The organism is Roseibacillus ishigakijimensis, assembly GCF_016595415.1.
GTDB classification, from domain to species: Bacteria; Verrucomicrobiota; Verrucomicrobiia; order Verrucomicrobiales; family Akkermansiaceae; genus Roseibacillus; species Roseibacillus ishigakijimensis.
The window spans coordinates 74,096-88,889 of record NZ_JAENIO010000004.1 but is presented as its reverse complement, the minus strand read 5'-3'; the positions used below and the strand labels follow the sequence as shown (position 1 = coordinate 88,889).

10 protein-coding genes and 1 pseudogene are annotated in these 14,794 nt (G+C 60.2%); 5 read left to right on the top strand and 6 right to left on the bottom strand.

Features of this window, described 5'->3' with window-relative positions:
• Window positions 1–81: 81 nt before the first annotated feature.
• On the top strand, window positions 82–855 hold the full coding sequence (gene fdhD, locus JIN78_RS02555; RefSeq protein WP_200390366.1) for a formate dehydrogenase accessory sulfurtransferase FdhD: 774 nt from the start codon (window positions 82–84) through the stop codon (window positions 853–855).
• 9 nt (window positions 856–864) lie between these two features.
• Here the strand turns inward: fdhD and JIN78_RS02550 are convergent, their stop codons facing one another.
• On the bottom strand, window positions 865–2,568 hold the full coding sequence (locus JIN78_RS02550; protein WP_200390365.1) for a hypothetical protein: 1,704 nt from the start codon (window positions 2,566–2,568) through the stop codon (window positions 865–867).
• A gap of 596 nt (window positions 2,569–3,164) precedes the next feature.
• Window positions 3,165–3,725 (bottom strand): annotated as a pseudogene (locus JIN78_RS17835) (peptidylprolyl isomerase); the annotation flags it as partial.
• A 614-nt stretch (window positions 3,726–4,339) separates the two neighbouring features.
• Between JIN78_RS17835 and JIN78_RS02540 the strand changes: the two are divergent.
• From JIN78_RS02540 to JIN78_RS02525, 4 genes are all read left to right on the top strand, one after another.
• Window positions 4,340–5,074, top strand: a complete 735-nt coding sequence (locus JIN78_RS02540) for an HAD-IB family phosphatase (protein ID WP_200390363.1) — start codon at window positions 4,340–4,342, stop codon at window positions 5,072–5,074.
• 240 nt (window positions 5,075–5,314) lie between these two features.
• Window positions 5,315–6,217, top strand: coding sequence for a putative selenate ABC transporter substrate-binding protein (locus tag JIN78_RS02535; protein ID WP_200390362.1), 903 nt, complete (start codon window positions 5,315–5,317; stop codon window positions 6,215–6,217).
• A 71-nt stretch (window positions 6,218–6,288) separates the two neighbouring features.
• Window positions 6,289–7,041, top strand: a complete 753-nt coding sequence (locus JIN78_RS02530; protein WP_200390361.1) for a phosphonate ABC transporter ATP-binding protein — start codon at window positions 6,289–6,291, stop codon at window positions 7,039–7,041.
• Window positions 7,038–8,762 carry a PhnE/PtxC family ABC transporter permease gene (locus JIN78_RS02525; protein WP_200390360.1) on the top strand — a complete coding sequence of 575 codons (1,725 nt, stop codon included), beginning with the start codon at window positions 7,038–7,040 and terminating at the stop codon, window positions 8,760–8,762. Before JIN78_RS02530 ends, JIN78_RS02525 begins: the two co-directional genes overlap by 4 nt.
• 6 nt (window positions 8,763–8,768) lie before the next feature.
• On the opposite strand, the gene JIN78_RS02520 is transcribed toward JIN78_RS02525, so the two are convergent.
• The 4 genes from JIN78_RS02520 to trxB form a co-directional block, all read right to left on the bottom strand.
• The gene (locus JIN78_RS02520) at window positions 8,769–11,843 is read right to left on the bottom strand and encodes an FG-GAP repeat domain-containing protein (protein ID WP_200390359.1); all 3,075 of its coding nucleotides are present in this window, start codon (window positions 11,841–11,843) and stop codon (window positions 8,769–8,771) included.
• A gap of 270 nt (window positions 11,844–12,113) precedes the next feature.
• Complete coding sequence (locus JIN78_RS02515; RefSeq protein ID WP_200390358.1) at window positions 12,114–12,755, bottom strand: peptidoglycan recognition protein family protein; 642 nt, start codon at window positions 12,753–12,755, stop codon at window positions 12,114–12,116.
• 7 nt (window positions 12,756–12,762) lie between these two features.
• Entirely contained in the window at window positions 12,763–13,635 is an 873-nt protein-coding gene (locus JIN78_RS02510; RefSeq protein ID WP_200390357.1) for a YicC/YloC family endoribonuclease, read from the bottom strand.
• A 192-nt stretch (window positions 13,636–13,827) separates the two neighbouring features.
• On the bottom strand, window positions 13,828–14,763 hold the full coding sequence (gene trxB / locus JIN78_RS02505; protein WP_200390356.1) for a thioredoxin-disulfide reductase: 936 nt from the start codon (window positions 14,761–14,763) through the stop codon (window positions 13,828–13,830).
• Between the last annotated feature and the right edge of the window lie 31 nt (window positions 14,764–14,794).

The following is a 14,794-nucleotide window of genomic DNA, read 5'->3' as shown; positions in this document are numbered from 1 at the left end:
CCTTTTCATTTTCCAAGCCTGCTCTCCGGAGCAGGCTTTTTTCGTGTTGGAGAATGCCGCTCCCTCGTCGAGGCTCCCTCCATGAAGTTTGCCATTGCGCGAGAGGGGCGGGAGGGAAGTGAAATCGTCGAGGATGAGCTGGCGGTGGAGGAACCTCTGCAAATCACGGTCGACGGCTTTCCGGTGGCGGTGGTGATGCGCACGCCAGGCCATGATGCCGACCTGGTGGCGGGCTTTCTCCTCACCGAGGGCTTTGTGGACTCTCTGGCGGAAGTCGCTCGCATCGATCTCGAGCAGAAGGAGAATCATGCCCTTGTCTTTCTCGCCGATGGTGTGGAATTCGACCGGGCCAAGCTCAGTCGCCATCTCTTCAGTGCGTCTTCCTGTGGGATTTGCGGCAAGGCCAGCATTGAGTCGATTCGGCAGCATCATGAGCCCGTGGGGGAGGGATTTCAGTTGGCGCGCACGGCCTTGCTGACCTTTCCGGACAAACTCCGCGCCGCCCAGCAAGCCTTTGCGCGCACGGGGGGCATTCACGCCGCCGGGCTTTTTGATGGGGAGGGCCAGTTGCTGGTCTTGCGGGAGGATGTCGGCCGTCACAATGCCATCGACAAGGTCATTGGTTGGGCAGCGGACGAGGGGGTTGCTTTGGCTGAGACTGTCCTCCAGGTCTCGGGGCGGGTTTCCTTTGAGGTGATGCAAAAGGCCCTCGCCGCAGGGATTCCCGTGGTCGCCGCCATTTCCGCACCCTCTTCCTTGGCAGTGGAGTTCGCCCGCGAGAGTGGCCAAACGCTCATCGGGTTCCTCCGCCCGCCCACTTTCAATGTTTATGCGGGCGGGGAGCGGCTCTCGTGAACGGGGCTGCTAGCGTTCCTGCACCCAGATGCCGAACTCGGCCGCTTGCTCAAAGGGGAAACCATTGACCTCGCGGGTGACGAGGCGGTGGAAGCGGTTGATGAGGGGCTGGCCGGAATTGATCTCACCCGTACGGTGGGAGTCGAAGTAGAGGCGCAGCCGGAGAGGTTCCGGCAGATTCGGGCCATCGAGGGTGAGATTTCCCCGGAAGGGGCCGCTTGCCTGGTAGTCCACACTATCGATGGAGTACTCGCCCTGCAGGTCGCCCCCGAGACCAGCGAGGATTCCCGCCGTGCCCGCCGCATTCAGGTAAAGATTGAAGATGTTCAGCACTTGCGAGGCCGTGCCTTCCTCGTTTTCCCGTCCTTTGAATTTGAAAAAGGCATTAGGAAAGCCTTCCGCGAACTCCTCGGCGGGCCAGTCGGGGTAGGTGCTCACTGTGGCGCTGGTGCGGAAGAAGCCGCGTTGGTTGGCTGCGAGGGTCGGGGTGAGATCGAACCCACTCTCGGCGGAGCCGTCGATGGGATAACTGCTCTGACCAACCCGGTTCCAGCTTTCGAGATCGGTGGACGCATCGAGGTAGCGGATTTCGCCGGGCTGGGCCCCCGTGAGCACCCGGGGCCCGGTGAGGGGGGAGAAATCGAGCTCGGCGCGGCTCGTGCTCAAGCTGATGGTGGGGAGGGAGATGTTGTCGTCGTTTTCTCCCAGCAACGCAATGGGGTGGAAGTTGGAGACGTTCTGATTCTCAAAAGTGATCGAGTTGATTTTGGCGGGCTCGCCATTGATGATGGTCTGAACCACCGCGCGACTACTGGGCACGTAGGTGCTGGGATTGGTATTGCCGGTGTAGGGGCCAGAGACGACTCGACCGATGTGGGTATGGCGACCGCGAAAGTCCGGGTTGCCTGCGACGCCGGTGATGAGAATTTCCGCGCCAGCGGTATTGGGCTCCAGCAGGCTGCGATTGGCCAAAGCCACCGCAAATTGTTGGCTCGGCCCTACTATCCCAGCGGCATTGGAAAAGCGATCTCCCCAGGGGCCGGCGGAGTCGTTGAAGTCGTTGTGGAACTGGTCGATCATCTCGTTCTGCATTGACCAGCCGGGTGAGTTGTTGGTGCCGAAGGTCTTTTTGCCGAGGGAAAGGTAAGGATGTTCGCCAGTGATACGGAGGATGTCCTCGTTGTCGTAGAAGGGTCCGCTGGTGACCTCTCCGGTGACTTCATCGAGGTAGGAGAGCTTGGGATCCTCCTTGATCATGAAGCGCCGCACCATGGTGGAGCCGTTGTAGAAGAGGCTCACATAGGGATTGTCGGAGGTCCAGGTGCCATTGTTGTTTGTGAAGGTGGCCATCTTGGAACTGGTGGCGCTGAGGAAGAGGGTCGCACTCGGAGGGTTGGCGGAAGAGTTGGCCGCGACGATGGTGTAGGCCGTTCCTCCCGGCAGGAGGGTGCCATTGGCATCGGCAGGCACGTATTCGCCGTGGGGGTTGTTGACCGTGGTGGCCAGCTTGCTGCGGAAGTGGCGGGTTTCGGTCTCGGCCAAGAGCATGAAGAGGCCTACATTGCGGGGGGCGTGCTGGTAATCGAGTTCGATCACGAACTGGTAGTCGTTGGGTGGGGCGTCGTTAGTGAATTCGACGTCCACGATGGCGTAGATGCCTTGGGCAAAGACGCTGGCCGTGCTGGCGAGAAAGGCGAGAAGGAGAGACTTCATGGAGTGGTGAGGGAAAATGTGCCGAAAATGGGTTGAGCGCCGTCGTCGAAGAATGCGGTGCCATCCATCCGTCCGTGGGTGGCGGAGTCCGAGGCCAGTTCGAAGCGGAAGGGGACGTAGTTCTCCGAAAAGATCACCAGCGAGGCGGTGTAGGGCGTGGCGAACTCTTCCCAGACCTCGGTGATGGGAGAGGACCCCTCGCCAATCGTGAGGGTGCCCTCATCGCCGATGGTGGCATCGGCTGCATTCAGCTGCACGACGAGGGTGGTGCTTCCTTCGTCCTCGAGCTCGAAGGTCAGGGTGCGGCCCAAGTAGCTTTGGGGTAGGGTGTAAGGGTGCTCGATGAGGGTGGTGCGGAAGAAGGCGCGGGGTTCGCCACTGGTGGGGAAGAGCTCCTCCCCACCGCTCTCGCCATCGCGAAAGCGTTCGCTGGTGCTCCATTCCTGCAGGTCGGGGCTGCTCGCGACTTGCAAAATACTGTTTGCCGGTTGTTCCACCCGGAGGGCGCTGGCCTCGGCAGTGAAGGGGGGCGCGAGGGCCGTCACCCGGGGCACTCCTTGCGCTGTTTCGTCAAAGGACTCGGCGGCCGTGCCCTGCCGGTGGATGCTCACCGACTCGATGACGACCGGGGTGGTGGGGCGATCATCGCCATCGGTCGCCGTTTCCAAAATGGCGTGGATGGTGGCGGTTCCGCTTGCGACCTCGCCGAAGATGGTGTGATCGCCGTTGAGCCAATTCGGAGTTTGCTCGGTGATGAAAAACTGCGAGCCATTGGTGTTCGGGCCGGAGTTGGCCATAGCCAGCAGGAAGGGCCGGTCAAAAGTGAGCCCATTGTCGGTTTCATCCGGAAAGCGGTAACCGGGACCATCCGTGCCCTGTCCATTGGGCGAGCCGCCCTGAATCATGAAGCCATCGATGACGCGATGAAAGATGATGCCGTCGTAGTAGGGCGTGTTGCTCCACACCACGCCGGTGGTGGAGTCGATCCAAGGCCGGGAGCCCTCGGCCAGTAGGATGAAATTGGCTGCGGTGAGGGGGGCATTCTCGTAATCCAGCACGACCGAAAAGTCGCCCAGAGAAGTCTCGAAATCGGCGAAAATTTGAGCTTGGCTGGGGAGAGCGGTCAGGAAAGCGAGGGGGAGGGAAAGGCACTTCATGTCGCGGCAGTGGGCGCACTCTAGGGGCAATTGGGGTCCTTGGAAAAGAAAACTTCCCCAGCGCTTGGGTGCCAGATGCTTAGCTGGTGGTTGTGTTCGTCACAGAGCCGCAGAGACTCAGAGCGTCGCGGAGTTTTTTTCTTAAAAAGCTCTGTGAGCCTCTGTGACTCAGCGTCTCGGCGTCGAGAATAGGTCGGCCTTGGACACAGAGTTGCAGAGACTCAGAGCTTCGCGGAGTTCTTTTCTCAAAAAGCTCTGTGAACCTCTGTGACTCAGTGTCTCGGCGTCGAGAATAGGTCGGCCTTGGTCACAGAGCCGCAGAGACTCAGAGTTTCGCGGAGTTTTTTTCTTAAGGAGCTCTGTAAGTATCTGTGACTCAGTGTCTTCGCGTTGAGAATAAGCCAGCCTTCGTCACAGAGCCGCAGAGACTCAGAGCTTCGCGGAGTTCTTTTCTCAAAAAGCTCTGTGAACCTCTGTGACTCAGCGTCTCGGCGTCGAGAATAGGTCGGCCTTGGACACAGAGCCGCAGAGACTCAGTATCTCCGTCACAAAAACGGACTCCCTTCATCACCGGGCTTGCACCGGGATTCAGACCAGCTTTTCCTTCTTCTTCCGTGAGCAAACCACCACATGCCAAGGGCTGGGCCCTTTTCGACCTCGACCAAACCATTGTTCCTTGGGATCTGCAGGTTCTTTTCTGCAACTTCGTGCTGCGTCGCGAGGGATGGCGCCGCATCCTCTTGCTACCTTTTTTCCTCCTTCTCCCGCTGGCGAAAGTGCTGGGGTCCCAGACCATGAAGCGTGTTTTTATGGGCTTTGCCTGGCGTCTTCCCGGGGACAAACTCTCGGCCTGGGGGCGAATCTTTGCTGCTGAAGTGGTGCGCGATCTTCCTTATCCCGAGGTGGTGGCGGAGATTGAGCGCCATCGCGCGGCCGGAGACACTCTCGTCCTCGTCTCCGCCAGTCCGGAGCTCTACGTCTGCCCCATTGGCGAGGCGCTGGGTTTCGATCACACCTTTGGCACGGTCGTGGAGGTGGAGGAAAGGTTGCGCTGGTTTCCTCCTTTCCCCCTGGGAAACAACAAAGGAGCGAACAAGGTCGTTCGTTTGCAGGACGAGCTGGGCCTGCAGGGCGTGCTTCCCGCCAGTGAAGGTTACTCCGACAGCAAAGCCGACCTGCCCATGCTGGCGCTGTGTGAAAAGGTGACCGCTATCCATCCTGAGGGCCTTTTCGCGCAAAAAGCGGCGGACGAAGGCTGGCGAGTCCTCACTCCGGCCAAGCCCTGGGGAGACCGCCGCGAGTTCGCCTTTGCTCTTCTCCTCATGATGCTGGGGCTGTATCGTCCCTAGCGCGCGACTCATTTTTAACTTTTTTCTTTCGGTAGCGAGAGGCGGAGTGTTTAGTCCTTCTTGAACGCGATGAGGGTGAAACGACGAAAACCGGTTCATGGATGTGGGTCCACATCCAGCAACAAGCTGCAGACAAACCGTCTGACCGGGGCTTTGGGCCTTCGTGTCGACGGTTTTTTTGTGCCCCGCTTTCCCGCCCCCTTGCTCATTGGGGGCCATTCTTATTTTCTAAATGATTTCATGAAAACCATCCTTAAACTCGCCGCGGTGGGCAGCCTCGCCGCTCTTTCCAGCTGTAAATACTCTTCTTCTGACCAAGCGGGCGAGCCCGCTGGCGGCACTCTCGTGATCACCGCCATTCCGGACGAAAAAGTCTCTGACCAGGAGGCCAACTTCGCCGCTTTGCAGGATTATCTGGCCGAGGAACTCGACATCGACGTCGAATTCTCCATTTCGGCGGACTACCCGGCGGCGGTGCAGCGCTTTAAGAATGGCGAAGTGCACCTCGTCTGGTTCGGCGGGCTCACCGGAGTGCAGGCCCGCGAGGCCGTGCCAGGTGCTCGGGCCATTGCCCAGGGCGATGTGGACCCGGAATATGTCAGCTACTTCATCGCGCACAAGTCCACGGGCTTGAGCAAGAGTGAGAGCTTTCCTGGCGAGGCCATCAAGGACCTCACCTTCACCTTCGGCAGTCCCAGCTCCACCTCGGGTCGTCTCATGCCCACCTACTTCATTCAGGAGGAAACCGGACAGGCCCCCGAGGACTTTTTCACTCAGCCAGTGCAGTTTCAGACCAAGGGGAGCCACGATGCCACGGCCCGGGCGGTGGCCAGCGGCTCGGTCCAAGTCGGCGCCCTGAGCTATAAGAAATATGAGTCCATGGTGGCCGATGGCGACATCAGTGCCGAGGATGCCCCGGTCATCTGGGTGACTCCCCAATACGCGGATTACAACCTCACGGTGCATCCCGACCTCGAGGACCTGTTTGGGGATGGCTTCATCGACAAACTGCAGACCGTGCTCGTCGACTGCGACGACAAGGAGGTGCTGAAGGCTTTCAACCGGGATGACCTCATTCCCGCCAAGAACGAAGATTTCGCCGGCATTGTGAAGGTCGCCAAAGAGCTCGACCTGCTGCGCTAGATCCCCCCTGAACTCCTGTCTGCACGTATCGATCTTCCGATTGAGGGTGCGGGCAGGAGTCTTCTTTTTTCATGTTTGAGCTCCGTCAAGCGACCCTTCGTTACGGGGATTTACCTGCTCTCCACCCCACCGATCTGAGGATCGCGGAAGGCGAGCAGGTGTGCCTCATCGGTCCCAGCGGAGCGGGCAAGACCAGTCTCCTCGGCCTTCTCAATGGCCGCTTCCTCCCCAGTGCGGGCCAGGTGCGGGCCAATGGCCGTGACTTGGCTCAATTGGGAGCCAAAGGTCTGCGGCAAGTGCGCTCGCGATTGGCCTGGGTCCCGCAGGACCTCGGCCTGGTGCCCAATCTGCGGGTTAATCAGAATGTAGCCTGCGGGCGGGTGGCGGAGAAAGGCCCCTGGGGCCTGTTGCGCAGCTTTTTGTTCATGAAAAAAAGCGAGCGAGAGGCCATTCATCACCTTCTCGAGCGACTGGGTATCGGGGAAAAGCTCTATCAGCGTGTCGATCAGCTTTCCGGGGGACAACAGCAACGGGTCGCCGTGGCGCGGGCTCTTTTTCAACAGCCTAGTGCTATTCTCGCTGACGAGCCTGTGAGCGCCATCGATCCCGAGCGCGCGCGCGACCTCATTGAGTTGCTCACCGCCGTGGCCCGGGAAGAAGACCTGACCCTTGTCGCCAGCTTGCACGATGTTGCTCTGGCCCGACGCTACTTCGACCGCATCATCGGCCTGCGGGCGGGCCGGGTGGTCTTCGATGGCGAAGCCGAAGAGGGGCTGGTGAACCAACTCTATCGCCTGGACGACCACGATAATCCGGCCTCATGAAACGGCGGTGGTTTCTCCTCAGCGGCCTGCTCCTCTTTCTGGCTGGTCTGTGGATTCTCGGGGCCCACCCTTGCGATCTGCTGCCCTCCGAGAACGGCCGCCGGGTGGCCCTCGATTTCTTCCAAGCGGCCTTTCAGCCGGCTCTGGATTACCAATCCCCGGATGCCCGCAGGGGTGATCTGCCCTTTTGGCAAAAAGTGCTCACCGCTCTTTGGCTCACCGTGCGCTATGCCGCCGTGGCGATGAGTCTGGCCTTGGTGATCGGCATCGTGGGGGGCATCCTCGGGGCGCGTCGCTGGTGGAGTCGGCCTTCCCGCCCTTTGGAAGCCCTGCGCCGCTTTTCGCGTCTCGCCGCCACCGCCCTGCGTTCCGTGCACGAGCTGATGTGGGCCCTGCTCTTCATCTCCGCAGTGGGGACTTCGCCTCTCGCCGCCGTGCTTGCCTTGGCCCTTCCTTATGGGGGAACTTTGGCCAAAGTCTTTTCCGAGCTGCTCGATGAGGCCGACGCTTCTGCCACCGAAACTTTGCGCGCCATCGGTGGCGGTGGTTTCGCTTCCTTTCTGGCCGGAGCCGCCGTCCGCGCCCTGCCTGACCTCGTCACCTACGCCCTCTATCGTCTCGAGTGCGCCGTGCGCTCCTCCGCCGTGCTGGGCTTCGTGGGCATTCCCACCATTGGCTACCATCTCTCCACCGCCTACGAGGATGGCCATTATCGCGAAATCTGGAGCTATCTTTACGCCTTGCTGGCAGTGGTCATTTTCTTCGAATGGAGTGGCACCCGTCTGCGTGCTCTCCTCGCCAAAGGCGTGCCCGCGCGGCGGTCTCCCGGTCCCGGGGCCAGCCTCTCCGACCTCTGGCGGGCGCGCCCCCGCAGTCGCTTCGTGCGGGCCGCGACCGGCGGGGCCGTTGTCCTTACCCTCGCGGCCTGGCTGCTGGAGTCCGACTGGACCTCTGGGGTGAGCTTGGAGCGGCGTTGGCAGAATCTGCAACGATTCGGACAAGAGCTCATTCCTTATCCCCTCCGCGCGGGCCAGCAAGGGGACACCCTGGGTCAATGGCTTCACGAGCTCTTGATTTGGGAAGGGCTCGATGCCCTCTGGCGCACCCTTCATGTGGGCACGACCGCGGCCCTTCTCGCCGGGGCGGCAGCTCTCGTGGGCATGATTTGGGGCACCCGCAGCTTGGCTCGGGCCTGTCCCCGCGGCGTTTGTTTGGGGGGGAAGGTGACCCGTCGTTACTTGGGACAACTGCTGCGGGGGGTGGCCATGCTCGCCCGGTCTTTGCCCGAATTCATCCTCGCCTTTCTCCTCTTGCAAGTCTTTGGCCCTACCGTCTGGGCCCTCATTTTGGCCCTTGCCATTCACAATGGCGGCATCTTGCTCCGTCTTGGCGCCGAGGTCCTCGACAATGCCCCCAGCCGCGCCGCAGAGGTCATCCTCTTGCAAGGGGGCACCCGCTCCAGTGCCTATCTCGGCGCTCTCTTGCCAGCCAATTTCAACCGCCTCGTTCTCTATCTCTTCTATCGTTGGGAGACCTGCATTCGCGAGGCCACCGTCCTGGGGATGCTCGGGGTAGGCTCTCTGGGCTTCCTCATCACCGAGGCCGGGGTGCGCTTTTACTACGACGAGATGCTCCTTTGGGTCCTCCTCGGTGCCAGTCTCGTCTTCGCCGGCGACCTCACCTCCGACTGGGTTCGCAAAAAGCTCCGGGAGGGGCGGTGAAGGAGGTCATTGTGACGGGGCTTCTCGTTCGACGATGCGCGAGCGGAAATAGAGTTGCTTGCTGGATTGGTGGGTTCCGGGCACGTGGAGAAGGCTCCACTCTTCCTCGATGCCGTATCTCAGTAATCCCTTGTTGTAAGGATCGATGACGGGTTCGCCACTGATGCGGTGCCAATTTTGCAGGTCGACGCTTTTCTCCAAGATCACTTCATAGTCCTCGTGCAAGGCTGCCGGGAGGGCAAAGGACCAAGCGAGTGGGGGGGAGTAGTCGAGGGAAAAGTGAAGGTGCGAGGCCTGTCCGGGTTGATGTCTCTCTTGACGGCTGGGGAAGTTTTCTCGGTCCGAAACGTGGGGGTCGGTGCCGTGGACCCATTCTTCGAAGTTGCTCAGCTGGTCCCCATCAGCATTGTCCGCCGCGGAGTTCGCTGGTAACTGTCGAGTGGCCGCCCACTCTTCGTAGCTGGAGTAGTTTGGGAGGGGTGAGTTTTTGAGCCAAATCAAGCGGCCGTCGACCTCTGAGGAGAGAAGAACATCGTTGCGATCGTCCCCATCGTAATCGTGGATTTCGATTTGGTTGCAGTCGGCGAGACCGGGAATGTCCAGCTCGGACCAAAGCCGGAACTCCTGGGGGGCGGTTTGGGTGAGCACGAAGATCTGCGCTGGGACCGGATTTCCGAAGGCATCACTGCCTCGTCCATTGTTTAGAATCAGATCGTCCAAGCCGTCTCCGTCGAGGTCTCCAACTCCCATCGCTCCTTCGGAATAGCCACTGGGGAAATAGTCGCGTTCGGACTGATGCTGATTGATGGGAATCTGGAATTCCTCCCGTCCCCAGTCGAGGAGGACCGTCACCAGCCCGGAGCCGGGATTTCCCAATGAATCTTTCGTGGGCTGGAAAAGAACGAGATCGGGGATGCCGTTGCCATCCATGTTGCCCGTTTTCAACTCAGCGAGAAGGGAAGAGGGACCGGCCAGTTCCTCCCTAGTAAAATTCCCCTCGCCGTCGTTGCGAAAGAGTGCCGGCTTGAGAAGTGGTGTGGAGACAGCGGCGAAGAGGTCGAGGTCGCCATCCTGATCGGGATCAGCCACCAGATAGTGGCGGGAGTCAGGCCAGGTTGGCTGAAAGTCGTTGCTCCACAGATGCCTGTTCCAAATGATGGGGGCGAGTCCCAGTTGGCTCGAGACTTGATCCAAGCGAAAGGTGAAGAGGCATTCGATCATTCCCGAGGAGGAGTTGATCGTGATGGGGTCGGGGGTGCCATCGCCATCAAAGTCTTCAAAGGCCAAGAGGTGAGAGGGGACGGGGCCGGTGGATTTGGTCGCGGTGGAAAAGTTGTCTTTGATGAAATCCTCCCAATGCGGAGAGGGATAGGTGGCTTCGCCCCACGCGAGGAAATAGGGTTCCAGCCATTCGTCGTAGTGACTGTGGTGATGGTGAATGCCTGCTTGATCATTCTCTTCCTCTGAATGGATCCGAATGGGGGTGGGGGTGCGGGTGCTGTGTTGTGGGGCCAACAGCGTGCGTCCCCGGCCAGGGGAGCTGCTCCGGTCGAGTTCGGTCAGGCGAGCCCCCTGATGCTCTCCGCCTCCATAAGTTTGGATTCGGGCATTTTCGTCCCCGTTGAGCACGACCAGGTCCCGGTGGCCGTCGCCTGTTTGATCCACCAAAAGGAAGCGACGCGGGTGAAAGGTGGTCGCGATCGGTGAGCCCGGGTAGGCATAGGTAAAAGGAGGATTTCCGCGCCAGGTTGTGCGGGCGGTGTGAACAATTTTCGCCGCGCCGGAGTGGCTCTCGCCAGAGAAGAAGGGAAGGAAGGGAAAGTCATTTCCCTGGCGGCTAGCTTCGTAGAGCAAGGTTTGGCTGTCGGTGTCCGAGGTCTTTAGCAAGCCGATGAGAGAGCCCGAGTAGTTGGCAGGACCTTGTTTGCCAGTTGGGCCGGAGAAGGAGGCCAGCGGGTGGAGACTTGGCTCAGCGAGATTATCGTTTGGGAAATCAATGGCGAAGCTTTGGGAGAGAAAGGGAATGTTGATGAGAATTTCGTGGTGAGAATCTTCGTCGAGGTTGCCACAGGTAAAACCGGACACCTCCTCAGTGGTCTCAAACGGAAGGGATTCCTCAGAGAAAAAGACGGTCCAGAGAGGCACCAAGCTTCCGTCCTCCTGCAGGTGGGTGCAGATGAGCCTGGGCCGTTGGGGCTGACTTCTGTGATCTATGACGAGTTCCAAATGTTCTTCCGTCCCGTCTCCGTTGAGATCGATGGGATAACGATTGCTGGCATAGCCCTGGGGGAAACTCTGTTGGGTCCACGAGCTACGGTCCTCGGCGAGGCTATGCAAAAAATAGGAAAAGGTGTTCAGGTGTCTGACCACCATGCCATCCTTTCCCTCTGCCGTGGGGGAGAACTTGAGCAAGTGGTAGCCATTGAAGTCCTCTTCGGCAGTGATGTCGGGAAAGGAGAGGGAAAGAGTCTCAAACTGGCCCGCCGAGTCTTGGAGCAGGAGTAGAGGTGGATCGCGATATTCTCCATTGTAGCCCTGGATGTTTTGAGGATGGCGAGGAGGAAGGAAGAGCAGGTCGGCCAAGCCGTTGCCATCGAAATCCAGGGCCCGATCCTCCACCACCTCCACCCCCGTGGGACTGGCCAGGCGGTGATCAAGCTCGAAGTGGGTGAGTAAGGCGTCGCCCCGGGGAAGAGTGGTGAGAACGCCTTGGCGCGTGAAGGTATCCGTATCGTATTCGCCCTCTTCGCCCTTCTTCCACCAGAGGAGTTGGTCGCCGTCTTGGATGATCAGGTCTCTTTTTCCATCGCCGTCGACATCGCCCATCGCGAGGCCGCACACATCGGATTCGAGAGTTTCCAAGTTGCGGAGCTGGTTGCGACTGTTGTGATAGTATCGCAGAAAAACCTGGCGGCGGTCTCGATCGCAAATGACGGTGGCGTAGTCCGAGCTCCCGGAAAACCAAGGGGTATAGAGGATTTGATCCGCCGAAAAACCTTCCACCAAGTCGATGGGGCGCTCCAAGTGAAATTGGGCCTGAAGAGTGGGGAGAAGGCTGAGAATGAGGGGGTAAATGCGCACGGCGACCATTTCTCATCAAAAGATAAGGGGAGGGAAACAAAAAAAGAGCGAGTGCGGGGGCTTACGCTGGGGGAGGGATTTTGGGGATGGTTGAGGACCCTGTTGAGAGATTGGGGACTGACGGAAAAGGTGGGGCCGACGAGGCGTCGGCGCTACGGACGCGAATTTTCCCTTCCGGTAGGGATGGTCTCGCCGAGACATCCGGGGGTTGACTGGTGAGGTCGATTCTTCTGGGGCCGACGAGGCGCTGGCGCTACGGGCGGGCGATCCTTACAGGTAGGATTGGATTTGGCGCTTGAAGGCTTGCCATTTGGGTCCGTATTTGCCGTTGTCGAGAAGGGGTTTGGGGCAATTTTTGTAGCCGAGGTTCTTGCCGTCGGAGTAGCGCACCCGTTCCCATTCGCAGTGACCCACCACGCGGGAGAGGGGGATGTCGTGCTGCTTCATGAGCTGGGCAATGAGCTTGGCGGTGCGTGCTTTGGTGGCGGCGAAGCTGCCGTCGCGATTCTCGCACATTTCGATGCCGATGGAGTATTTGTTACCCGATCCCTCGTAGTCCGCGTGTTGGCCTTGTTCATTGGTGGGCAGGCTCTGGTAGATGCTTTCGCTGTCCACCGAGAAGTGCCAGGTGAGGTAGCCGAGGGAATTGTGGGTGGACTTGAGCCCACCGCGGCGGAGAATCTGGGCATGGGTGCGCGCTCCTGCTCCGCGGCCATAGCTCTGGGTGGTGTGCACGGTGATGTAGCGCGGGTCCATGGGGCGCATCTGATGGCGACCGTATTGCCCGGCGGGAATCATGAGGGAGACGTTCACCCCTTCCGGTGCGGAGTGGCTGCTCCGGCTCGAGCCGGGGCCGGAGGGGGTGCAGGTGGCCAAGAGTAGGGGAAGGGCGAGAAAAAGGAGTCTTTTCATTGGGGAGTTACTCCACATTTTGCACCTGCTCGCGGATTTTTTCGAGTTCTGTTTTTGAGGTCACAATGCGGTGGGCGATGGCGGAGTTGTTGGCTTTGGAGCCGATGGTGTTGAACTCGCGGTTGAGCTCTTGGCAGAGAAAATCGAGGGGCCGTCCCACCGGTTCGGTGGCGGTGAGGAACTCGCGGAAGCGGGTGAAGTGGGCCGCGAGCCGGGTCAGTTCCTCCGAAATATCGCAGCGGTCGCAGAAGAGGGCGATTTCCTTGAGCACGCGCTCATCGCCGGGATCGAGCTCCAGCCCGGCCTCGTTGAGGCGCTGCAGGAGGAGTTCGCGCTGGCGGGCGGGCACGGTGGGGGCGAGCTCGCTCACTTCTTGGGTGAGCTGTTCGAGGGTGGCCAAGCGGGTGGCGAGGTCGGTCTGCAGGGCCTGGCCTTCCTGCCCACGCATGGTGAGGAGTTCGGCCAAAGCTTTTTCCAAGGCCGGTTGCACGGCGGGCAGCACGTCTTCGGCTTGGTAGCCGCTCTCGATGAGAAATTGGTCGGGCAAGCGGAGAAAATCCTGGGGGGTGAGGGTAAAGTCTTGTCCCAATTCTTCACCGAGCTTGTTGAAGGCGTGCTGCAGGGCCTTTGCTTTGCCCAAGTCGATCTGCAGGTTGGAGGCGCTCTCGTCTACGGCGGTGAGCTTGACCGTGACGTTGATACGGCCGCGCGAGATGGCAGTGAGAGCGATCTTGCGCAGGGTGGGCTCCAGTTCGCCGAGTCCCCGGGGCAGGCTCAGGGCGACTTCGGCCTGTTTGCGGTTGACGGAGGCTACTTCCACCTCGGCGTGAAAGAGCGCGGTCGTTTTTTCTCCTCGGCCAAAGCCGGTCATCGATTGCATGGGGGGAGGTTTACGCGATTTCGGGGAGGGGATCGCGTTTCTTTTTTAGGCAGGGTGGATTTCGGACAGGGTTGACAGGATGAGACAGGATTTTTTTTGCGGGGTTTTTGGGAGGAGACGGGGGGAACTTGGCGAAAAAAAAGGCAGCCCTTGCGGACCGCCTTTTTGGAAAGATGAGAGCAGGAGTTGGTTTTACTCCGCGTCGGCGAGGTAGCGCTCGGCCTCGATGGCGGCCTTACAGCCTTCGCCAGCGGCGGTGATGGCCTGGCGGTAGTAGTCGTCCATCACGTCACCGGCCGAGAAGAGACCGGGAGTTTTGGTCGCGGTGCGCTCGCCCTGAGTCACGATGTAGCCTGCCTCGTTGCGGTCCACGAGGTCGCCGGCGAACTGGCTGTTAGGCACGTGACCGATGGCGATGAAGGCTCCGCGCACGTCGAGTTCGCTTTCTTCGCCGCTCTTGAGGTTTTTCACCTTCACTCCGGCCAATTTGTTGTTTTCACCCGGGATGTAGGCGGTGAGGGCGCTGTCCCAGACCATCTCGATTTTTTCATGCTCCAGCGCGCGGTCGGCCATGATTTTGGAAGCGCGCAGCTCGTCGCGACGGTGGACGAGGTAGACCTTGGAGGCAAAGCGGGTGAGGAAAAGAGCTTCCTCGGCCGCCGAGTCGCCGCCTCCGACGACCACGACCGGCATGTCGCGGTAGAAGGCGCCGTCGCAGGTGGCGCAGGTGGTCACCCCGGCTTTGCCGTAAAGTTCTTGTTCGCCTTCGATGCCGAGGAGACGGGGAGAGGCTCCGGTGGCGATGATCACGGTCTTCGACTCGATGACCTCGTCGCTGCCTTTGATTTTGACTTCGAAGTGACCGGCTTCGGTCTTGGCGATGGACTCCGCGACTTTGTATTCGGTGCGGGCTCCGAACTTCTCGGCCTGCTGCTGCATGCGGTTCATGAGCTCGTAGCCGTCGATGCCGTCGGGGAAGCCGGGGAAGTTTTCCACCTCCGAGGTGGTGGTGAGCAGTCCGCCGGGCTGCTCGCCGGCGAGGACGCGGGGCTCAAGGTTGGCGCGACTGGTGTAGAGAGCGGCGGTCCAACCGGCTGAGCCGGTTCCGATGATGAGAACGTTTTCCATAAATTTGCGAATGAGAGGTGTGGGGCAGGAC

Coding starts and splice junctions, on each gene's coding strand:
- fdhD (WP_200390366.1), top strand. CDS start 82: ATGAAGTTTGCCATTGCGCGAGAGGGGCGGGAGGGAAGTGAAATCGTC.
- JIN78_RS02550 (WP_200390365.1), bottom strand. CDS start 2,568: ATGAAGTCTCTCCTTCTCGCCTTTCTCGCCAGCACGGCCAGCGTCTTT.
- JIN78_RS02535 (WP_200390362.1), top strand. CDS start 5,315: ATGAAAACCATCCTTAAACTCGCCGCGGTGGGCAGCCTCGCCGCTCTT.
- JIN78_RS02530 (WP_200390361.1), top strand. CDS start 6,289: ATGTTTGAGCTCCGTCAAGCGACCCTTCGTTACGGGGATTTACCTGCT.
- JIN78_RS02525 (WP_200390360.1), top strand. CDS start 7,038: ATGAAACGGCGGTGGTTTCTCCTCAGCGGCCTGCTCCTCTTTCTGGCT.
- JIN78_RS02515 (WP_200390358.1), bottom strand. CDS start 12,755: ATGAAAAGACTCCTTTTTCTCGCCCTTCCCCTACTCTTGGCCACCTGC.
- JIN78_RS02510 (WP_200390357.1), bottom strand. CDS start 13,635: ATGCAATCGATGACCGGCTTTGGCCGAGGAGAAAAAACGACCGCGCTC.
- trxB (WP_200390356.1), bottom strand. CDS start 14,763: ATGGAAAACGTTCTCATCATCGGAACCGGCTCAGCCGGTTGGACCGCC.